Source organism: Litoribrevibacter euphylliae (assembly GCF_042646085.1).
Classification (GTDB): Bacteria; Pseudomonadota; Gammaproteobacteria; order Pseudomonadales; family Litoribrevibacteraceae; genus Litoribrevibacter; species Litoribrevibacter euphylliae.
This window is the reverse complement of sequence record NZ_JBHRSZ010000004.1, coordinates 763,625-785,247: the sequence shown is the minus strand read 5'-3', so window position 1 is coordinate 785,247 and position 21,623 is coordinate 763,625. Positions and strand designations below refer to the sequence as shown.

21 protein-coding genes are annotated in these 21,623 nt (G+C 42.1%); 8 read left to right on the top strand and 13 right to left on the bottom strand.

The annotated features are described in order from the left end of the window. Positions 1–29: 29 nt before the first annotated feature. Positions 30–722, bottom strand: coding sequence for an ABC transporter ATP-binding protein (locus tag ACFOEK_RS11075; RefSeq protein ID WP_386720580.1), 693 nt, complete (start codon positions 720–722; stop codon positions 30–32). Next, entirely contained in the window at positions 715–1,956 is a 1,242-nt protein-coding gene (locus tag ACFOEK_RS11070; protein WP_386720577.1) for a lipoprotein-releasing ABC transporter permease subunit, read from the bottom strand. Before ACFOEK_RS11070 ends, ACFOEK_RS11075 begins: the two co-directional genes overlap by 8 nt. 152 nt (positions 1,957–2,108) lie before the next feature. On the opposite strand from ACFOEK_RS11070, the gene ACFOEK_RS11065 reads away from it, so the two are divergent. The 3 genes from ACFOEK_RS11065 to ACFOEK_RS11055 all read left to right on the top strand — a co-directional run bounded on the left by ACFOEK_RS11065 (position 2,109) and on the right by ACFOEK_RS11055 (position 3,830). Next, positions 2,109–2,687: a PilZ domain-containing protein gene (locus ACFOEK_RS11065; RefSeq protein ID WP_386720574.1), complete on the top strand. Its 579-nt coding sequence runs from the start codon at positions 2,109–2,111 to the stop codon at positions 2,685–2,687. Positions 2,688–2,731: 44 nt separating this feature from the next. Further along, positions 2,732–2,989 carry a hypothetical protein gene (locus ACFOEK_RS11060; protein WP_386720571.1) on the top strand — a complete coding sequence of 86 codons (258 nt, stop codon included), beginning with the start codon at positions 2,732–2,734 and terminating at the stop codon, positions 2,987–2,989. A 127-nt stretch (positions 2,990–3,116) separates the two neighbouring features. Beyond that, positions 3,117–3,830, top strand: a complete 714-nt coding sequence (locus tag ACFOEK_RS11055; protein WP_386720568.1) for a hypothetical protein — start codon at positions 3,117–3,119, stop codon at positions 3,828–3,830. Between the two features lie 77 nt (positions 3,831–3,907). Here the strand turns inward: ACFOEK_RS11055 and ACFOEK_RS11050 are convergent, their stop codons facing one another. The 6 genes from ACFOEK_RS11050 to ACFOEK_RS11025 form a co-directional block, all read right to left on the bottom strand. Beyond that, positions 3,908–5,371: a protein adenylyltransferase SelO gene (locus tag ACFOEK_RS11050; protein WP_386720566.1), complete on the bottom strand. Its 1,464-nt coding sequence runs from the start codon at positions 5,369–5,371 to the stop codon at positions 3,908–3,910. A gap of 19 nt (positions 5,372–5,390) precedes the next feature. Continuing rightward, on the bottom strand, positions 5,391–7,529 hold the full coding sequence (gene dinG / locus ACFOEK_RS11045; protein ID WP_386720563.1) for an ATP-dependent DNA helicase DinG: 2,139 nt from the start codon (positions 7,527–7,529) through the stop codon (positions 5,391–5,393). Positions 7,530–7,613: 84 nt separating this feature from the next. Further along, complete coding sequence (locus ACFOEK_RS11040) at positions 7,614–8,558, bottom strand: general secretion pathway protein GspB (protein ID WP_386720560.1); 945 nt, start codon at positions 8,556–8,558, stop codon at positions 7,614–7,616. After that, positions 8,558–10,333, bottom strand: coding sequence for an ExeA family protein (locus ACFOEK_RS11035; RefSeq protein ID WP_386720557.1), 1,776 nt, complete (start codon positions 10,331–10,333; stop codon positions 8,558–8,560). The genes ACFOEK_RS11040 and ACFOEK_RS11035 overlap by 1 nt, the downstream gene beginning before the upstream one ends. Positions 10,334–10,479: 146 nt before the next feature. Continuing rightward, positions 10,480–13,296 (bottom strand): hypothetical protein, encoded by a 2,817-nt coding sequence (locus ACFOEK_RS11030; RefSeq protein ID WP_386720554.1) that lies wholly within the window; start codon positions 13,294–13,296, stop codon positions 10,480–10,482. A gap of 200 nt (positions 13,297–13,496) precedes the next feature. Next, positions 13,497–14,129 (bottom strand): cyclic nucleotide-binding domain-containing protein, encoded by a 633-nt coding sequence (locus ACFOEK_RS11025; protein ID WP_386720551.1) that lies wholly within the window; start codon positions 14,127–14,129, stop codon positions 13,497–13,499. Between the two features lie 200 nt (positions 14,130–14,329). Here ACFOEK_RS11025 and ACFOEK_RS11020 point away from each other — a divergent pair, with 200 nt between their 5' ends. Further along, positions 14,330–14,548, top strand: coding sequence for a hypothetical protein (locus ACFOEK_RS11020; protein ID WP_386720548.1), 219 nt, complete (start codon positions 14,330–14,332; stop codon positions 14,546–14,548). A 45-nt stretch (positions 14,549–14,593) separates the two neighbouring features. Further along, the gene (locus ACFOEK_RS11015) at positions 14,594–15,433 is read left to right on the top strand and encodes a PIG-L deacetylase family protein (protein ID WP_386720545.1); all 840 of its coding nucleotides are present in this window, start codon (positions 14,594–14,596) and stop codon (positions 15,431–15,433) included. Between the two features lie 8 nt (positions 15,434–15,441). Here the strand turns inward: ACFOEK_RS11015 and ACFOEK_RS11010 are convergent, their stop codons facing one another. Beyond that, complete coding sequence (locus ACFOEK_RS11010) at positions 15,442–16,428, bottom strand: ion channel (protein ID WP_386720542.1); 987 nt, start codon at positions 16,426–16,428, stop codon at positions 15,442–15,444. A 106-nt stretch (positions 16,429–16,534) separates the two neighbouring features. Here ACFOEK_RS11010 and ACFOEK_RS11005 point away from each other — a divergent pair, with 106 nt between their 5' ends. Continuing rightward, positions 16,535–17,215 carry a class I SAM-dependent methyltransferase gene (locus tag ACFOEK_RS11005; protein WP_386720539.1) on the top strand — a complete coding sequence of 227 codons (681 nt, stop codon included), beginning with the start codon at positions 16,535–16,537 and terminating at the stop codon, positions 17,213–17,215. A gap of 59 nt (positions 17,216–17,274) precedes the next feature. Here ACFOEK_RS11005 and ACFOEK_RS11000 read toward each other — a convergent pair whose 3' ends face one another. Then, the gene (locus tag ACFOEK_RS11000) at positions 17,275–17,856 is read right to left on the bottom strand and encodes a DUF1415 domain-containing protein (RefSeq protein ID WP_386720536.1); all 582 of its coding nucleotides are present in this window, start codon (positions 17,854–17,856) and stop codon (positions 17,275–17,277) included. A 168-nt stretch (positions 17,857–18,024) separates the two neighbouring features. Here ACFOEK_RS11000 and ACFOEK_RS10995 point away from each other — a divergent pair, with 168 nt between their 5' ends. Beyond that, positions 18,025–18,930, top strand: coding sequence for a Tim44 domain-containing protein (locus tag ACFOEK_RS10995; protein ID WP_386720533.1), 906 nt, complete (start codon positions 18,025–18,027; stop codon positions 18,928–18,930). 105 nt (positions 18,931–19,035) lie between these two features. Here the strand turns inward: ACFOEK_RS10995 and ACFOEK_RS10990 are convergent, their stop codons facing one another. From ACFOEK_RS10990 to ACFOEK_RS10980, 3 genes are all read right to left on the bottom strand, one after another. After that, the gene (locus ACFOEK_RS10990) at positions 19,036–19,671 is read right to left on the bottom strand and encodes a LysE family translocator (RefSeq protein WP_386720530.1); all 636 of its coding nucleotides are present in this window, start codon (positions 19,669–19,671) and stop codon (positions 19,036–19,038) included. Positions 19,672–19,709: 38 nt separating this feature from the next. Next, positions 19,710–20,042 carry an outer membrane protein assembly factor BamE domain-containing protein gene (gene bamE, locus ACFOEK_RS10985; protein WP_386720527.1) on the bottom strand — a complete coding sequence of 111 codons (333 nt, stop codon included), beginning with the start codon at positions 20,040–20,042 and terminating at the stop codon, positions 19,710–19,712. 108 nt (positions 20,043–20,150) lie between these two features. Then, complete coding sequence (locus tag ACFOEK_RS10980) at positions 20,151–21,227, bottom strand: helix-turn-helix transcriptional regulator (protein WP_386720524.1); 1,077 nt, start codon at positions 21,225–21,227, stop codon at positions 20,151–20,153. Between the two features lie 88 nt (positions 21,228–21,315). Here ACFOEK_RS10980 and ACFOEK_RS10975 point away from each other — a divergent pair, with 88 nt between their 5' ends. Beyond that, positions 21,316–21,465, top strand: a complete 150-nt coding sequence (locus ACFOEK_RS10975; RefSeq protein WP_386720521.1) for a hypothetical protein — start codon at positions 21,316–21,318, stop codon at positions 21,463–21,465. The last annotated feature ends 158 nt before the right edge of the window (positions 21,466–21,623 follow it).

The window sequence follows — 21,623 nt, the reverse complement described above, 5'->3', positions numbered from 1 at the left end:
CAAGGCTACACAGCACTCTAAAACCGCACCTAGGCGACTTTAGAATGTGAATCAATTCGCCCTTCTACCAGGTTCAATCTGGCATGCATTCTTTCCGCCAATGTAAGATCATGAGTAACAATCACAAAGGCAACATTCATATCTAAATTAATCTGTTTAATCAATTCGTGAATATGCTCTGCAGTATTGGAGTCCAGATTTCCTGTCGGCTCATCCATAAGAACACATTTTGGGTTTGCGGCAAGCGCCCTGGCAATCGCCACACGCTGGCGCTCTCCTCCAGAAAGCTCTCCCGATTTATGATCATAACGATGAGACAACTTCACTTGATCTAACAACTTTCTAGCTTTATCCAACGCAATGTTACGGCCTTCCCCTGCAATCCAAAGAGGCATTGCCACATTTTCTTGCGCAGTAAACTCAGGAAGTAAGTGATGAAATTGATATACAAAGCCTAGGTGCTGATTTCGCAGTAGACCTTTCTTGCTTTCGGACAAAGATTGATAGCTCTGACCTGCTAATTTCACATCGCCGGTCGACGGTAAGTCCAATCCACCAAGCAGATTAAGCAAAGTAGACTTCCCTGAACCGGAAGCACCTGTAATTGCCAACATTTCTCCGGCTTCAATATTGAGATTAATGTCATGCAAAACCGATGTTTTCAGGTCACCATCCACAAAGGTTTTTGAGACATTCGAACATTCAAGGATTAAATCAGTCATATCTCAAAGCCTCCGCTGGTTGAATTTTCGCTGCGCGATATGCAGGGTATAAAGTTGCTAAAAGACTCAATACTAATGCAGCAAGGGAAATCAATCCTACGTCTTCCATTCTCAATTCAGAGGGCAGATAACTAATAAAATAGACGTTCGGGTCCAAGACTTTAATGTTAAATAGATTTTCGATAAAGGAAACAATATCTGACACAGTTAAGGCCAATAACGTACCAAGTAAAGCACCTAACACCGTCCCGACCAAACCAATGACAAAGCCTTGTACAACGAAGATCCCCATAATGGTCCTAGGCGAGGCTCCCATAGTTCTTAGAATCGCAATATCACTCTGCTTCTCAGTTACCATAATGATCAAGGTAGAAACGATATTAAACGCAGCTACCGCCACAATCATCAAAAGCAGTAAGCCAATCATTTTCTTTTCCATCTGAATGGCTTGGAATAAATTACCATGACTTCTTAGCCAACTACTTGCGTAGTAACGACCTGGCAAATCCGACGCTAAACGCCAAGCAACGTAAGGAGCTTCAAACAAATCATCCAGTTTTAATCGAACACCATGAACCGCATTACCTAAACGATAGAGCTTGGCCCCATCACGAATGTGAATATAAGCCGCTGACGCATCCAAGTCGGCGCCAACCTTAAAGGTTCCGACAACCGTAAAACGTTTTAATCTTGGCATCACACCTGCCGGAGACAAACTTGCTTCTGGTAGCACCAAAGTAACTTTATCCCCTACAACCGCCCCCAATTGAGCAGCAAGTAGATTTCCTAAAATAATGCCAAAACGACTACTCTCAAGTTCATCTAACGACCCCTCTTCCATGTGGTTTCCGATAATAGAAACCTCTTGTTCATACTGAGGATCAATACCTGTAATCAAAGCCCCTTTAACATTTCCGGCATGAGTCAGCATTCCTTCCGCATTAATAAAAGGCGCAACACCTAATACATCTTCGTGCTCTATGACTTTCGCAGCCACAGACTCCCAATCCTTCATGCCACCCTGTTCAGTAATCGTTGCATGGGGCACCATCCCCAAAATCCGAGAACGTAATTCTTGATCAAAACCGTTCATTACAGACAAAACGGTGATCAGAACAGCAACGCCTAACATTAGGCCAATCATGGAAATTAAAGAAATGAAGGAAATAAAGTGATTTCGACGTCTTGCTCGGGTATATCTTAGACCGACCAGCAGTGGAATATTGGTTCGCATAACTCTCTTTTCGTGACTTAGAAAAGCTCAAATTTGGAGCGGAAAAAGTGTTTCGTAGTGTGATCTAGGCAAGATTTAATAGCAAGAAAAACCTTATAAAAATTCTACAGTTAGCCTAGAATAAGAGAGCTGTAATATTTCAAGGATTTAGCATGACGGAACAACGAGAATACATCCGCATTAAAGATCGGGCGGTCATACGATTAAATACCATCGCTCAGTTACCGTCTGAAGGAGAAGAGCATCCTCTCCCCCTACCAAACCATTTTAAGCTACTCAACGAGATAGTTTCATCTCAAGCCGAAGAAGGCCAGATATTACATGCAGTAGAGTCCGACTCTTCAGCCACAGCGAAATACTTCAAGCTTCAAAACAAGAAGATACAAGCCTTAGCCCAGCTGATTATTTCTGCACATCCTGATGCAACCAAATTTCCAGAGCAAAAAGTCTCTATCAGCGAAACAGGCGTAGACTTTTACAACGTAACTGAACGACCTCTTGACAGCTTATTGGCATTAAACTTGATCTTCATGCCTGACTACCTAAGTTTTGAACTCTACGCTAAAGTAATAACATGCACACCTTTTTCAACAAACAATGATGAACTAGGCCCTATTTACCGTTATGGTCTTCAATTCGTTGAGATTGAAGAACAAGATAAAGACAGAATTGCCCGACGAATTTTTCATAAACAACTAGAAGAAAGAAGAAAGCAGAGACTAGGCCAATGATGAAACTACCAAAATTACTCATATCAGCAATGTTTGTAACTGGAATGATGGGAGCTTCAGGTCTAGCCGTCGCAGATCAAGTGGTTGTTCCAGCTTCACAGCAATCGCCCGACTTAAAAGACATGCCCCGCCCCTCTAATGGCATGAGCATGAAACGAATAGAAGATGAATATGGGAAACCTACTTCGATTTCCGGCCCTGTAGGTGAACCACCTATTACCACTTGGGAATACGATTACTACACAGTGTATTTCGAGCACAATCTTGTGATACACACTGTTTTAAAACATAACCTACAGTAACGGAATTTTTTAAGTATACTGGACTCTTATTTGTATACTTAATAAACACCAGCTGCGTTTTCATCTGAGCTGTAACTGAAAACGGAATGTCAGCCTCTCACTGAGATAGACGAATAGGATTACCGCCATGCAACTCAGTTCATTTGTACCGCCATCAAATCAAATTACAAGAACGCTTTCCAGTGCTCTTGTAGCCCTGGCTGTCGCACTACCTTCGCTTTCTAACGCTGAAGTTGTAGAGCTTTCTCCTAACGAACTAAACTCTGCTTACATTAAAGACTCGACCATTTACATTCCAAAAGCCACTCGAGAAAAAGTTGCTCAAAAGATTGTTAATGTAAAAATCAGACCAGGTGAACCAAGCCCGGAAGAAGTTGATCGTGAAGAAGAGCTAAAAGAAGGAGCAGCACAAGCCGTCATTGCAGGAATGCAAACCAACCAATCCTGGGACGCAACAAGATTGGAATCTTCATTAGCAAACGCATCGCAACCTAACATTCAAACTGAAGGTATCATTCTTCCGCCACGAGATATTCCTGGCGCACCCGATGGTTTTGAGCTTCCTGCTGGAGATTTTGAGTACACAGTACAAAACCTAATTGATCAAGGCTTCACCCATCCTCAGACAGGACAACCACTAACCTCAATATCTGATACAGGGCAATCATTGAATGGATTAGCTATAAGCGTTGATGGCAACAACGGCCACCTTGTAATCCCTCTACCAGCAGACTACGAGTCTCGTGTACCTGTAAATGGCATTAATACAGATGTACTGAGCATCAACCAAGCACTTCAGAATGCCATTAATATGCGCTTGCAGTTACCGCAGAATCAATAATCTCTATTAACCTAAAAAAGAGGCGACCTACTGGTCGCCTCTTTTGTTTTGGCAGTTTTGATCTAACTACAAAGGTGCTATGAAGAACAACTCATCTGCAAGCCACATCCCCACTCAGGGGTATTTTGAGCATAAGAATCAAAATCTGGTTGCTCATCAAACGGGCGAGATAGCAATTGCAGTAACCGATTAACCTCAGAGAAGTCGTTCTGCTCCGCCTTCTCAATCGCAATCTGCGCCAAATAATTCCTTAATATGTATTTCGGATTGAAAGACTTACATTGAACCGTTCGCTGCTGCGGACAGAATTTCTCAGCCTCCAAACGAGCCTCATAGGTCTTAAGCCAAGAAATTAACTCTCCAGACTGAGAATCTGACAATTCACTAATCTTCCTAAAGTCCACATCAGAAAGAGTCCTAAAAAAATTAGTGTAATCTAATTGCTCAACATAAAGTGCATTCAGCAAGTTTTGAATCAGCTCTGAATCATTATCCGATACTTCCAACAGCCCGAGTTTTAATCGCATCTCACCTAAATACTTTTCTCCAAAGAGTTTAGGGTATTGATCAAGACAGCTTTTAATAGCTTCCTGAGAAAGTACGTTAGATAACGCTTGTCCTAAACAGGCACAATTCCAATAACTGATATTCGGCTGCTGATTAAACGCATAACGACCAGAGTGATCCGAGTGATTACAAATATAGGCAGGATTAAAAATTTCCATAAACCCAAAAGGCCCATAGTCAAACGTTTCACCCAAAATCGACATATTATCTGTATTCATAACGCCGTGACAGAATCCCACCGCCTGCCACATCGCAACCATAGAAGCCGTACGCTCTAATACCTGCCGATAGAACTCCAAATAACCATCTTCATCCGGAGTCAGCAAGGGAAAGTAACGAAGAATCGTGTAATCCAACAACGCCTTTAACTGTTCTTGCTGGTCGGTGTAATAGAAGTATTCAAAAGATCCAAATCGTATATGAGAGCGAGCAACACGACACACCATTGCAGAAGGTTCAACTCGCTCACGGATGATTTGATCATCTCCCTTCACTAAGGATAAAGCCCTGGTAGTAGGAATTCCCAATGCTGACATCGCGTCGGAACAAAGAAACTCTCGAATACTAGATCTCAAAACCGCACGACCATCCCCCATTCTGGAATAAGGTGTCTGTCCTGCGCCTTTCAAGTGAAGGTCATAAAGTTCATTGTCTTGACCTACTAGCTCTCCAAGCAAAATCCCTCTGCCATCACCTAGCTGAGGGTTATATACACCAAATTGATGACCAGAATAGATCATAGAAAGAGGCCGGGAACCTTCTTTGACGGAACGACCTGAAAGTAGATCTAAATCATCATTTCGAACCTGCTCAACATCCAAACCTAAAAAATTAGCAGTCGAATCACTGACCGAAACCCACTGGGGATTAGATATGGCAGAGGGCTGCAGCAAAGTATAAAAGTCAGTACCAAGCTTCGAAAAATCAGATTCAAACGAGGAAGAAGTTAGAGAAACTTTTGATGCATGTTTCAAAGAAGAAAACCTAAGATGACTATTCAACCACTAATGTATAAGGAGGCAAGCTATTTATCAATGCCTGGCCATAACGCTGAGTAACAATACGACGATCCATCAATGTAATACGTCCAGTATCTTGCTCACTTCGTAATAAACGACCACAAGCCTGAACCAACTTCACTGAAGCATCAGCCACTGAAATATGGAAAAACGGATTAATTTTCCTGGATTCCAGCCACTCAGCCAGTGTCTTACCGACAGGATCATCTGGTACCGCAAAAGGAATTCTGGCAATAATAACGTGCGTGCAATATTCCCCCGGAAGATCGACTCCTTCAGCCAAACTTGCCAACCCCACCAAGACACTTGGTAAACCAAGGTCTACACGCTGCTTATGACGTTTAATAAGCTCTTGCTTACTCATTTCACCTTGAATCAAGCACTTTTCTCGGTATGCAGAAGGAACAATACTCATGACATTTTGCAGCTGTCGACGAGAAGAAAACAGCACTAAACTGCCTTTATCGTCTTTGGTTAAATCAGGTAATCTCAGTGCTATATCATCCGTGTGCTGCTGTTCTTGATTTGGCAACGACTTTAGATTTGGCACCACTAAACGAGCACTTTGCCAATTAAACGGACTCATCACCTGCTGAGTGACAGCATTATCAAAGAGCCCCGCATTAACTTTGAAGCGATCGAAAGAGCCTAACGCTGTTAAAGTTGCTGACGTTACTACGGCACCAAAACATCGTTGCCACAGATAAGTTTTTAAATCATCACTGGCCTGAATTGGGCTGGTATTAATCTGATAATCCACTTGATGATTAAAATCGGTAACATCGACCCATCGAGCGACCGGAAGATAACTTTCTTCTGAAGATGCACAATAGCGAACCCACAATAGCTGACGACGTTCAACTTCAGTCATCACCATCGAAAGCCATGACTGAAGCTGTTCTAGATCCGCTTTAGCCGAGTGATCCTTATCTTCCAACAAGTCATCTACAAGATCATAGAGTTTATTGAATTGCACGAGTAAGCGGTTATAGATCAACTTAATCTGCTCAGCCTGCTCCCTTAACGATGGATGAACTTTACCAAGCTCAAAGCGAATTCGAGCTACCGCTTTTTCATGTTCACTGTCCGTAAGATTTTCTCGAGGCAAACCATCAGAGTGATCCAACATATCATAGTGTTGCTGGATATACTCAGAGAGCTCAGAGTGAATCACTGGGATGACACGGCATAACTCCGCAATGGATTGGCTTTCAATATTCTGAGGAACACGTGCTAAAACTCGATCTAATTGCTTGTGCCACAAACGACTTTCATGCAGACCTGCCTGAGACGAAAAGTGATTGATGGCTTTATCCGGCAGATGATGTCCTTCATCAAAGACATAAATCGTATTTTCCGGGGCTGGTAACACAAAACCGCCACCCAGACTCAAATCAGACAGTACTAAATCGTGGTTTGCGACAATAACATCGCACTTTTCAAGCGCCTGGCGAGACTCAAAGAAAGGGCACTGATTGTACATAGGGCACTTTCGCCCCGAACAGTGATGCTGATCGGTAGTGATTTTAGCCCGAACTTCGTCTGATAAGTCATCAGGCCAATCATCAAGATCACCACTCCACTCTTTTGCTTCAAACTGCTGAGCCAGTTCATCCAATAAGGGAATCATGGCCTGATCCGTTTGTTGGTCTAGCTCATCTTCAAACAAGAAAGTGTTCTGCTGATTTTGACTGGGAGATAGCGCCAGCTGTAAGTTGGCCGGACACATGTACCGTCTTCGGCCTTTAGCCAATGCAAATGAAAAGTCTAATCCTGAATTTTTTTGAACGTCTGGCAAATCCTTGAGAACAATTTGCTCCTGCAAAGCCACCGTTGCAGTAGAAATCACCACTCGCTTATCAAAGGACTTCGCAATAGGGATCACTGACAGCAGATAAGCCACGGTTTTACCGGTCCCTGTTCCCGCCTCCACAACAGCAACATAAGGGTTATCACCTACTCTAAGATCCTTATCTCCAGTCTTGATACTACCCAAAGTGCGTGCCAGAACAGCAATCATTTGCTTCTGACCATATCTGGGCTTTAAATCTTTCTCGTTCAGGAATTGGCGATAAGCGCCCTGAATCGCATTTTTTAGCGCGTCATTTAGCATGAAATCAGCATAAAAGTAGGAAACATAAGTTCGACATGAAAAGAAGCTCTCAAACCACAAGAGCAATAACTGTATATTTATACACTATTCTATACCAAGCCAATCCTCAAATGAAGACATATAAAAAAGCTGGCCATTCAAATCAAAGACAACACCATCTTCAGTGATCATATTTAAGCTCAGGTTACGGGTTAAGCTATCACCTTCCTTATACTTATTCTGGCCCAAACGGATTGATCGCGATTCTGGTCTAGATGAATATAGATGCCCCGAGAACTGGATTGCCGGAATCCGTCCTTGTTGAGCAACAGACAACTCTTGAATTGTAGGAAGCTGAGCGACCTCAGCACGAGACAAAACGTTTCTCTGAGCAGACATAACCTCTGAATTCAGCGAAGTAGGCTTAATAACATCAGGTTCCTCTAACCCCTCAAGAAGCTGAGCTCTCAAATTCGTTTGATCCGCACCAGAGTCCTCTCGCAGGTTTACTACATCATACTTTGCCTGAGACTGCATTGTCTCATGCTCTTGATATCGCTCTACCAATGAAGGCGACTCTTCTTTCAATGCTGTATAAGGTTTTTTCCGAGGACGAATTACATCTTGCTCTGAATACTCAAAGCCAACCTCACCTAGACTTGGTTTAGTTAACTCCTGATTATTAACAGGCTGATAGACTTTGTATTGATCAGGAACAGAAGACGAAGACACTTCAACATCTGAGCTTAAATGAGCTTCTTTCTCTCGAGAAGGTTTCGAAATAACAACAGGCTCAGACACAGGTGCTGAAACTAACTCAACAGCGTCTTTTTCTTTCTCCACCTTCCCAAACAACTCATCTTTAAAAATAACCAATAGAGCCAGCACATTTACAGATAAAATCACTGCTACCGATATCCATACCCAAGGATTTGAACGTGACTCTTGATGGCGATACGAATCAGGCATTGTCGGAGAAAAGGCAGCGGAAGAGTCCTGGTTTCTTCGTTCCTGCTCGGACTTTCTGAGAGCATCCAGAATATATGACATTATCCTCGTGCCTCCACTGAATCCAGACTCACATTTAGATCATTAGAATTTAAAGACTTCGACTCAGGCTGAGAAACAGAATCGTCTTCTGTTAATGGAGCCCCTTGATCAATATGAGAGGGCATATTTATTCTCAAGTTCGTTGCCTGTTCTTTCAGGACAGGAACTTCGCCTGATACTGAATTCATTAACATTATAGTTTCAGGGCCAATCACGCCATCACTGACTACCCCCATATCTGATTGAAAGTCACGTACCAAACCAGATAATTCCTGATCATAAACCAAATCCCCCTGCTCTCCGGTCAAAAGCAGACGCACTTTTTGAACATAAGAATGAGCGTCGCCCGGTTTTAAAAGCGGTATATCCTGGCTTGGCTGCAACCAAAGGTAATCAATCTGCCCAGTCCACAATTGAACAAAGAGAGCCTGATTTACCAATTCAACATCACCACTTTCCAGCACAACCCGTAATTTTAAACCTTGCTCGTCTTCAATTAGTTGATCAACAAATAAATACTGTGATTTACCCTGGACAATAGCGGTTGCCACAAAAGGACGATTTATCGTTTCTAGCTTTTTCCAGGATACATTCTGACCTGAGCACTTAAGAAGCGTCTTCGATAAGTCATCACACAACTGGGATTTATTATTCGGTAATGCATTAATACCCCAAGGACGTCCCAACATAGCAAAGGCGTTAGCATTAAATAGATTATCAATGCCATTAGCCTCAGATCCTTGAATAACGGCTAAAGAATCAGAAACGCCATGGGCTCTTAATATCTCACTACTTTCTGACAAAGCAATAGTACTCTCACTGTTAGCACTATCCCTCTGCATAACTATTGGATCATCAGCCCAAGGTTTGAATAACCAAAGCAAAACCGCGAGAAACTGAATAACCAACAACGCAGAACCCAACACCCAGAAACGCTCAGTTCCTTTATTACACGTAGACTGTTTCTGTTCACCCAAAACTTCTTTCGCTGCTTGTTTTAGTGTCTGAACAGTAACCGTCGTTCCATTACTACTGTAAACCCCCAACAATGCTCGGTCACAAATCAAATTGATGAGTCGAGGAACTCCTCCGCTAGCTCTCTCAATAACCTTTGCTGTACTTTGAGGAAATAACGCCATCCGACAACCAGCAACGGCTAGTCGGTGCTGAACATAAGGAATAATGTCTTTTCGACTCAAACGCCCCATATGAAAACGAGCGGTCACACGTTGAGATAATTGACGCAATTCAGGTTTGGCCAGAATATCCAATAATTCTGGCTGGCCTAATAGAATAATTTGAAGCAGTTTCTTTTGATCTGTTTCAAGGTTGGTTAACAAGCGAAGCTGCTCTAACACTTCCACAGACAGGTTTTGAGCTTCATCGATCAACAAGACAGTACTTTTTCCAACCGCATGATTTTCCAACAAACGATTTGTAATAACATCGGTCAAAGACTTGATTGACTGATCATCCTGAACTCTTGGTATGCCCAAATCATCACACATGGACTCCAATAATTCTGACGACGTTTGCTTAGGATTAACAATGTAAGCAACATCAATCGAGTCATCTAATTGCTTTAAAAAGCAACGACATACTGTTGTCTTACCTGTACCCACTTCTCCCGTCAAAAGAATAAAGCCACCATCCTGCTTTACTCCATACATTAAATGAGCAAGCGCTTCTTTATGCTGTTCACTCATATAGAGATAGCGAGGATCAGGCGCAATAGAAAACGGCCGATCAGTTAAACCAAAATATTCGTTGTACATGAAGTATCACAATAAGTAGTGGCCATGAATGGAACACCCTCATAACCCATCAAAAGAAAATACAAAGATAATCAATAGAGATTACACAAAAAAGCAGACTTGGCTGAAGCCTTGTCTGCTTTCTGATCAAATTATCTCACAGAGCTTTAGTTCGATGGAACACCAAACAGCTCTAGGTCGACAGGCAACACCTGAATCGTGCCATTTGCATATCTAATTTCCCAGTCTTCTCCTGAAGAGCATGAAGCATAGTTATCTTCTAGTACAACGATCACTTCATTACCTTCATCATCAAACTCTCTGCCGATTCGATCACCAAATATTTGATCATCACCAGTAAAGTCAGAATAGATACCTTCACTCAAGCAATAACTATCATCAGCACTTACAGAAGGGGTCGTACAGTTATACAAACTCCCAACGGAGCCACCCGACAAACCAGAAAGAGGGCCAATATTCTCACAATCATCATAAACAGACGTTGCAGACCTTGATTCCAGGTTTTCTTCAGTTCCAGAACTCTCAGAGAACAACAAACTGTGCCTATTAGATAACTCATTGAAGCCCAAATACGTAACAGAGCGACCCATGAAACTGCCTGTTTCTGTCATAGAACCTGTTTTATAAAAGTTAATATCCGTTGAATTATCACCACTAGTGAAGTTAACACTACAAAGTCTAGCTGGATCTTTAGTGTTCTCGGTCGAGGCTTGTAGCTGAGACTTCTGCTTCGTAAAGGCTACACTGTAGGTTAAATCTCTTTCAGTCCCATCTGAATTAGGTAAGGTTACTTCGATATCATTGAAGGTATCATTATCCGATGTATTCTGATCGAATAAGATGGTGTATGTTACTGGTAAGAAATCACAGTCATTCTCATCCCAAACATCCGTCAGATAATCCTGATCAAACGACCCAAACCCTTCAGCACCGTAAAACTCACCCTGTTCATTTTCCTGATTAAGAATTGCGTAAAGGAAACTCACCGGCCAAGTATCACCTGTTTGAGAGTTCGTATCTGCTACAGTTAGACGGAATTTCGTTGGCGTTGGATTTGTAGCGCTATAGATCCCAAATTGAAGAAACACGAAAGCACGCCCATCAACTCGAGGAACATTATAGCTTTCCGTTGCGGTATAAGTATCATTGAAACGAATAATTGAATCCGCCACATGCTCCATTGAGAAGACCAATTGACCATCAAGAGTTACCCGGCCTAAATCCTGATCGTAAGTAGCTAAATCTGTTTGAGCCAATAAAATATCACCCCACGCAAATGAAGAGCGAACCACAGTAGCATCAGTTCCATCGAAGCCGGAATCGACCTGAATACTTACAGCCACATCGTCTTCAAACTTCAACGTCAAACCTTCATTTGAGGCTGCATAGGTTACATCCGTACCATCTTCTTCAATATCAAAACGATAAACTCGGTCATCCTCTTCCTCCTCTGGAGGATTATCAGGCATTACACCATCATCATTCGTTGTCTCACGGTAAGTAAAAGTAACGTCGAACGCAGTATTAAGAAAGTCACCTTGTATCGTGTAGTTATCACCTGAACGAGACAAGGTTGCAGTGACAGCATTACCATCTTTATCCTGAGAATTAATGGTGAAATCGCTACCATCCCAACTGGTATCAAGAATTTGATCTAAAGCGGCAGCTAAAACCAAAGTAAAGTCATTACCAAGAGTTTCCATGTATCCCATGGATTCTCTCGCCGCACCTCGTGTGCTCTCCAGCATAAATTCAAACTTAGTATATGCTCCTGTCCCTGGTGCTGCATTCTCCGAATACCAGTCCATGTAATCAAACATGAACGTTCTCATATCAGAAATACCTTCTTCTAATTTTTCTAGTATATCTGCATCGACTTCTTCATTAGTTGCTTCATTTTCACCAATATTAGGATCATCAGCGGCAGCATTAACAGAAGCTAAAATATCTGTCACTTGAGACGAAGCTGTCTCGGATATAAATCCAACTACTGCTTGATCTTCTGATATGTTTTGAGCCATCTGATATATCGACTCTAGATCTAGATCATTGTTGGCACTATACCTATAAACAAGCTGATAAGCATACCCTTCAAACTCTTCAATCAAACTGGTTAATCCTTCCCCCATTGTTCGAGCAGGACTTCCAGAAGAGGGCTGAGATGCAGTCACAGTAACAGCCGCATTTACAGCTGACATAAGCCAAGTATTCACATTAGACACACTGGAAGATAAGTTTGATACATCAACTATCGATTGAGTCAATAAATCAATGCCATCCAACTGAAAAACTTTAGCAGTCTGGTTATATGCTGCTTCCGCCTGTAGCTGAGCATATTCAGTAATCTGGGTAGCAGCAATTGTAGTTAACGCAGAAACATTAGCAGTCTGTGATCTTACGCTATTACTATTTGAAAGAAGTGGAACGACTGATCTCAATTCAAAATCAATAGGAAGCATTTCACCAAAAGAAACAGTTGCACCTGTCTCTGGATGCAAACATCCATTATCCGGATCATCACAACGATACTCACCAACAAAGTAATTATCATCTAGCTCGACTATATTACCATTCGTGTTAGTACAACCGCTGTTTGCTTCAACATACTCAGCGCTTGAGGTAGTACATTGAGCAACACCTACCTGGACAACCAGGGTTCTGTTTCGATAATCATCGCCGTTCAATTTGATAGAAAAGTTACCAGACGAGTCTGTATAAAGGTTGTCTACAGAGCCTTCAATATTTGGAATATTACTAATTGTACTCGAAGACGCTCTATATATATTTACAGGAGCACCAACCACAGTTCCTTTAACCACAGTTCCTGAAAGGGTGATATCTGGTTTAGGACCAATAGAATCACCGCTGCCGCTATCGCAACCAGACAAAACAGAGAGTAAAGACAAAACACCAAAGAAGGTCAGTTTTTTATTATATTTTCTTATTAAAGATAGCGATGCCACACAGTCACCTTTCCGTACGGGAACTCAAAATTAGAGGTTTTATTCTAGGTTTGTACCCTACTCAAATTTCTCTTTATAAACAATGTCTAAACACGCATTTAACCGTTCTTTCGAATAAACAGCTCTTTTCGTAAGACAAAGATCACAAAGTAAGTTTAAATCGAGCACATATCTTTCTGATACTTACAGCAGTACTTCGATTATTGATTGAAGTATTGGTTCCAGGAATTTAACAATTCAGACAGTGCTTGAGCCTGATTTCGCAAGGCCTCCAACTCTTCCTGAGTATCTTTTATCCCCGTATATAACTTTATGTCCCTTAACTTTGGAACCAGAGGGCAATCAGCGTGTTCCATACGATACATTTCCAGCTTCCAACGAGCGCTATGACACGCCATGCGGTAGAAGGCTAGTTTTACTCCAAGACTAACTAGCTCATGGTTATATAGATCAGCGAAAAGTTCAGAGTTCAACGAAAGCAAAATAACCTCATGGCAATTTCCATCTGCCGCGATAGTAGCTGCACGCTCATCATTATTAATCATGGCAAATGTGCCGAAGCTTTCCCCAGGAGAAATATAATTTACCTTTTCTTCAGGATTCACGCTTTCACCGGAATACACTTCCAATTGGCCTTTCAATAGGAAATAGATGGAAGAATCAATATCCCCTTTATAAATAACCACTTCACCAGGAGAAGCCTTGTACAAACGCGCCAGAGATAACAGTATCTGGTATTGCTCTTCTCCAAGCTTTTTAACCTCATTAAAGAAAGAAACGCCAAGCAGTAGACGTCTAAGCTGATCATCTTCCATATCAATTTCGATCAACATATAAAAACTCCTAAGAACTTATCTAGCCTTCGCCTGAATCAGTTACTGATATTCCAGTGGCTTGCATGAATTAGTTTTCACTTCCCTGGGCTCGTGATAAAAAAATAATGAGTTACATCATGTTAACGCCCTTGCCATAAGCATAACTTAATATTAAGTTTTAGGAACCTTGGAAATAAATCTTCTGCTAGGAATATGTGATGTACCTGATCAAAACCTTCGATCTCGAAATCAAGTGTACTAATCTGGACGATCTCAAAGAAAAATTAGCTGACTTATGCGGGCAGTCCGTAAGCATACAATACCCGTCAGAAGCAGGTGAGATTGATAACCTCTTTGTTCATATCATGGAGGACGGTACCGTTGTAGAGACTTACAACAAACAGAAAACTGTCGACTTGAATCATCTTCATCTTTGATGGTTTTTCCGCGCTTCCAATTACTCAACACTTTTAAGTTCACCAATGACTCTTTTCCAAACCAAAGATTACTTTTCATCTCAACTGGAAAGTAATCACCTTCAACAAACGACTCACCTCGCAATAGTCGCACATCAGGATGATGCAGAGATCATCGGTTATTCAGGCATTCATCAGTGTTTTCAAAATCCAACAAACTGGTTTAGTAGCGTTACCCTCACTAATGGAAGCGGGGCTTCAAGAGGCGGCAGATATCAGAACACGTCTGATCAAACGCTTTCAGAAATTCGACAATCAGAACAAGTTAAGGCTGCACAGCTCGGTGAGTACGCTTTCTGCCAGCAGTGGCTATGCAGTAGTAAAGAGCTCAAAGAAAACCAATCGGTCGCAATACATCAATTAGCCACCACTATTGATCAAATTCGGCCTGACACTGTCTACACCCATAACCCGTTTGATAAACACGCAACCCACATAGTGGTTATGAACATAACCCTTCAAGCGTTAACACAAGTCCAGGCAAACAATCCCAATTACCAACCTAAAGTATATGGGGTGGAAGTTTGGGGAAGTTTAGATTGGCTTCCTGACGCATATCGAATAGATCTCGATTGCTCACCTATGCCCAATCTGGAGCAAGCGTTGATCGGACTTTATGATTCACAAATTGATGGAAATAAAGGATATGACACGGCCGTTTTAGGTCGAAGAAGCGCCAATGCTACCTTTCATTCAAGTCATCACGAAGACTCGATGAGATCAACCAATATAGCTATGGATTTGAGCAAGTCTTTAGGTACATCAACTGACTTAGTGAATTACTGCCAAGAAATCCTAGACGCATTTACTCAAGAAAAGATCGAAGCCATCTCAACCCTAAAGTAACCTCATCCCTATCGTGTCATTTTCTTAACAAAAACAACCACAAACAAAGCCATCGTAAAGCTCCCGGTAAACGCTTCCAGAGCCGCCATCACTTTAGAGGCACCAACAGGCGTATAGTCTCCATAACCAAGCGTGGTAAAGGTCACGACCGAGTAATAGAGACAATTTCCGAAAGCTAAAACGTTATCGATTAGAGAGGCTGACAAATCAATCCCTACCATACCTGACGCACCAGAGATTCCTAAAAAGTAGTAGGTAATCGCACAGAATAAGATCAACACCATAGAGAAAATCACAACTCGTGACGGCTTCTCTCCATAACCGCAAAAGGCATCAACCATTTTGGACACAAAGCGTCCGAAAGAATATGGTGGCATTTGATAGCGACGAACCACCATCTCTCGATGAAAGAAGTATCCTGCTGTTTGGAATAAGCCTTGTTTTTCACAATTCTTACGAACATTACGGTATATTTCTTCTGCTTCCTGGCAATGATCAATCGCAAGTGCAACTTCGTTCTCTCGAAAAGCTTCTCTCGCTTTAACTTCCTGACAGCTGAAATCGCCCCACTGAATATTTTCAAGCCGACAACGACTGATATCAACTCCCAGTAGGTTACACCCCTCAAGATTCGCACAATGCAAATTCGAAAAACTCAGGTTCGCCTTCATCAAAGAGCTTCCACTAAAATCAACCGCAAATAAGTGTGCATGATTTAAATCGGCTCGATAAAGATCTGCATCTCGTATCGTATAACCTGTTTTAGAGCCACGTTTAACCAAATTGACATTAGCAAGGTTCACACGCTTAAGCTGGAAGCCATCCATCGACTTCCCTGACTTTGCCCAAGCCTCAAGGTCCTCTTTGATATCGTCATTCGATTTATCCACCACAGGATCGTGCCAATAGCAAAACGGAGAGTCACCATGACACTCTTCACCACACGCGTCCCCTTCCCGATAGCGATAGATACACGACTTACGTTCAGTTTCCATGGAAGATGTTTGCTCAAAATCTGGTTATAATTCACCGCCCTTAACAGGCGCATCTAACGGTTCCTTAATCCAGTATAGACATTTACCTAAAGACTCAAGCAGACCTATGACCGAGTATTTATCTGATCTAACTCAACGACTTCATTACAGCCTTCCGACAGCGCAGCTCATAGAATCCAAGATGCCACTTACACCATGGTTAAAACTGTGGTTACTGAATGATTCCAATATGGATCGCCCTTTTAGCCCGGAAGAAGTCAGAGTCATTTGGGAAGCGCCGCCCTATTGGTGTTTTTGCTGGGCCAGCGGTCAGATCATGGCTAAATACATTGAAGAGCACCCTGAAACAGTGAGAGATAAAGTTGTTGTGGATTTCGGTGCCGGTTCAGGTATTGCTGCCATTGCCGCCGCGAAATTCGGGGCCAAACGCGTCATTGCTTGTGATATTGATGAAGATGCAATTATGAGCTGTAAAGCCAACGCCGAACTCAACAATGTCGGAATTGAGTTTAGTGACGACTTTTTTGAGCTGATTCAAAAGATGGATACACCTGACATCATTCTTGCTGCTGACGTTCTCTACGACAGAGATAATATCCCGCTTCTTACAGAACTAAGGAAGAACTGCCAATCGATATTAATGGCAGATTCCCGAGTCAAAAATCTGGATGTAGATGGCTATCAAGCTTTTTCAGAAGGCCACGCAGAAACACTCCCGCCTCTGGAAAGATTTGATGAATTCAAACATGTCATCATTTACGCAGCACAAGGCACCGCAAAAGAATAAAATCCATTTTCGCCATAAGAATGTCCATATTAGTTGTTTAACAACACAGGCACAGAGAATTATTTCTTAGACTTTTCTCCAGTTAAACAAGCGTGGAGAATAGCTGCTAGCTTTTGATTCCCAAGCTCACGAGCAAACTCAATGTTTCTCTCAGGAATCTCTTCAGGATTCTCTATCCGAGACAACACTTGCTCCATTGTGGCTTCACGAATGATATGTAAGGTTGGATACGGTGAACGGTTGGTGTAATTAGCAGGGTCATCATACGCCTCACCTTCAAAGCAGTACTCGGGATGAAAGTGCGCAAGCTGATAAATGCCCTCATATCCTTCATCCAGTAATAACTTTTCAGCAAAGTGTAAGAAGTCCAAAAAGCTATCAAAGTCAGACAAAAGATCAGAGAACACAACCAGCGTCGTTTCGGTTGTTTCATTCTGATCCAAATATTCAAATTCGCTTTTCAAAGCATCGAGCGCATCAAAAAAAGCACTTTTCTTACTCTTCGGATAATCAATAATCTTATAACGGATACTATCCCTTACCACTTCTCGTTTAGCGAATGGGCAAAAGTTAAATCCAACAATTACTTGCTCTACCCAATCCCGAGTAGACTGCTCTATTTGTAACATTTCGGAGTTCATAACGTCTTAGCTTTGATGAATCTGAAGGCATTTTATCTGAATCTACTTAAAGGAGTTAACAGAGTTTTCGGCCTAACCATAGAACCCGAAAGAATTTGACATGTTAGACAATCTCGTTAGGATGCAAACTCCTCTTTATGGAAAGCAGTTATAGGAAAAGTAACTATTATGAGAAATATCTGGGCAATTTTTGCTGTTGTATTCGCCTTCTCTTTTGCTCTGGCACCCCTAGAAGCAGAAGCTAAAAAGTTTGGTGGCGGAAAGTCCTACGGAAAACTGTTTAAAACAGCTCCGGCTAAAAAACCTGTAGTAGATAATAAAAATAACACTTCTCAAACTGCGAGTTCTTCACAACAAAATGCACAAGCAAAAAGCTCCAAAGGCAAAGGCCTTATGGGCGGTCTTCTAGGTGGTTTACTTGCTGGCGGTCTAATTGCCGCGTTATTTGGTGGCGCCTTTGAAGGCATCCAGTTTATGGATATTCTTATCGTTGCTCTTATTGCGTTCGTTGCCTATCGACTCTTCAAAGGCATGAGCCAAGCAAAGGCCTCATCAATGCAGAGAAGTGCTTACGCTGGCAGCGCTCCCTACTCAAATCAGCCAAACCAGTCACATCAACATTTTGAAGCACCAAATTCACAGCCTTCTTTTGGTAGTACCTCAGCTCAAGAAGAGAAAAATACCACGGACGAAGTGCCATTAGATCTTCCTCCTGGCTTTGATCTGAACGGTTTCTTAAGCGGTGCTTGTGATCACTATCGTACACTTCAAGAAGCGTGGAACACAGGCAACTTTGACGTAATCGCTGAATATACCAGCCCAAATCTAGCCGAAGAGCTGATCGCAGAAAGAAAGCAGCTAACAGAAGAGCAACATACTGAAGTCATGTATATCGATGCTGACTTAGTTCGCGCTCACCAAGTGTTTGGTACCGCTCAAGTAAGCATCAAGTTCTCTGGTCGATACAAAGATACAGTCGAAGGTGTTGAAGAAGACATTACTGACATCTGGCATCTTGAACGAGATCTAAAAGAACCAAATGCACCTTGGTACATCATAGGTATTGAAAGCTAGGGAACCGCTGAATAAGCGCAACATACCTAAAACAAAAAGAGCTGACCAATTGTCAGCTCTTTTTTTGTCCTAATGATTTATTCCTAAATAGCAACTAGCTAGCCGCTAGCCAAGCGCCAACCAAATCCCGACACCAATCATTAACGTCCCAGCTAAACGATTCACCACTTTTACATTATCCGCACTCTGTAAAAGATGACTCACCGTCTTGCCGCCTGCTGCGTAAAGAAATAAACACAACAACTCCAACAACAAAATCAAAGACAGAAGAATAATCAGTTGAGGTGCCATTTCTCGATTTACATCGATGAACGGAGGAAGCAAAGCTACAAAGAACGCCCAGCCTTTCGGGTTCGCCACAGCTGTCACAAACCCTTGCAAAGCAAGTTCTTGCCTACTCACGTCAAAGTTATGAGAACCGTCATGATTTAATGCCATCTTCCCTTTGGATTGCCAGAGCTGTAGGCCAAGATAGCCAAGATACGCACCACCGAGATACTTAAACACATCAAAAACAGCAGGATAATTCAGCATAACCGCTGCAACTCCAACCACGGACAGTGTTGCCACCAAACCAACACCGATCAATTCACCCGACATCATCCACATGGTTCTGCGAACACCAATCGTCATGCCCATAGTCATTGCTAGTGTCATGCACATCCCTGGCGTAATAGAGACAAAGAAAAACGTCGGAATAAAAACAGCCAATACAGTCAGGCTGATAAAGTTAAGATCCATAGATTACTCAATCAAAATTCAAGTTTGCTCTTATTATGTTATTCGTTATGTTCAGTGGTATTGAAGGTATAGGACGCCACTGAACCATCTTTGTTGAATCGAATAACTAAGTCTTTAGTTGCACTGGGATTAAAGGCACTGTACTTATATAAACCATAAGTCCAAGTCGTTTGACCACTTTCAGAACCTACTCGCCAAGGCGAACCAAACAGGGCCTTAACTTCTTGCTGTGATGTCGAATTGATTACTAATTGATTTATTTTTGTTTCAGAAAAATCCTTTCCTACGGTTGCACAAGCAGACAACCAAGCCGCCATTACCAACACTGCAAAGCTTCGTATGAAATTACGCGTTGATTTGAAAAATGCCATTCCTTCCCCCTTGTTAAAGTTTGCATAAAGCCTTTAAATTATTGACCAAATAGCCACCTTTTAAAACCCGTATTAAGCACATTAAGAAGAGTCATACCAAAGTACAGGTCAGTTGCTCTCGTATTGAGAAAGCGAGCTTTTTAGAAAGTTCAAAACATCACTTCGGATCTCTTCAGGTGTAATCACTTCAGAGACAGATGCAATCGATAATAACCAGTTTCTGAGCTGAATGGTTCTTCGAACGGTAGCGGTCAGCTTGGTCGACCCGTTCTTTGACAATTCAAGGATTTGATCAGAGCTGATCGGTGACTCTTGAAGGTCCTCAATCAATCGTTCATTACCCGTCTGAATCAAGAGCTCAAGCACGAAGGTTTGATTATCTTGGTTGATATAGACATCCATTCCACCCGACTTCAGATACGCCTCAAGCGAAAAGCCGTCCGGTATTTCTAATGCGTTTTGCTCCAACCAAACAGCATCAATCTTATGAACGAGGAAACTTCGACAGGAGCTGACCTCGATAACATCGCCCTGCTTAATGGCTACGAGATAAAGCTTGGGCAATAAAATCGCCACACCTAGCGGATGAACACGATAAATTTTGCCACGGTATTCAAAGCCCAATTGCTTTCTTTGGATAATAGCCCGGTAAATTGTATCCAGGTGCGAAATATCAAACTGCGCCGCCTGTAAGGTTTGTCCTCGCTGATAGAACTCAATGGAATCCTTGAAGCGGTAGTAATCTTTTGAAGATAAACCTTTGTTTGATTGGTTTAGACGCGTTTCAGCGGCACTGAATAAACGAGTTAACTCTTGATGAGTATTCCGAGGTAACAAATCAGATAAATGCTTTTGAACCATGGCAAAAGCTACCGCCATATTCTGAGGCATCTTTTCAAAGTCATAACTGATGTCGTTGTAGGGATCTAATCGCCACTTAAGCGACTTTCCATCACCCCGCACTTTTTCCAGTCCGAACTCATTATCAGCTATACCCTCATCATCTTCCTCACCCCAGAGAAAGTTCAAGTCACGCTGTACGGTTCTCATAAGCGTACCTTGCGGTAACGCCTCATCGACATAGCCTTCATTTATCAAAAATGACAACACGTCTTCCGTAGATAAAAATCGTCTCTGAGTTCTAAGTAACTCAAGAATTGCAATTCTTCGTAAAAAAGTTTTCATTTCATTCCTTTCGACGACAATTTATGTCGTTTCAACTCATAAACTGAATCCTATCAACTGACAACGACATCGTCGATAGGAGAAAGCAATGTACAGAGTGAACGCATTTACCCAGAAAGGCACAAAATTCCGCTTCCGTGTTCAAGGAGACAACATCCTGGATGTGCAAGACAAAGTGCATCAAATGTTTCGCAAATTGGACATGAAATTGGTTTTGGTGGAGCCAGTCCAGCACTGATCACCTGACGCAACTCATCAATGCGATTACCGAGCCTAAATTAACTGCGAGGAACAAGTGAAGAAAAAGGATAGAGATTAAGTTTTATGGAGTTTTACAGCATTATTTGCAGCTTCTGCAAAATCAGTTCGATCAAGCCTATCTTTATACGCGCTATC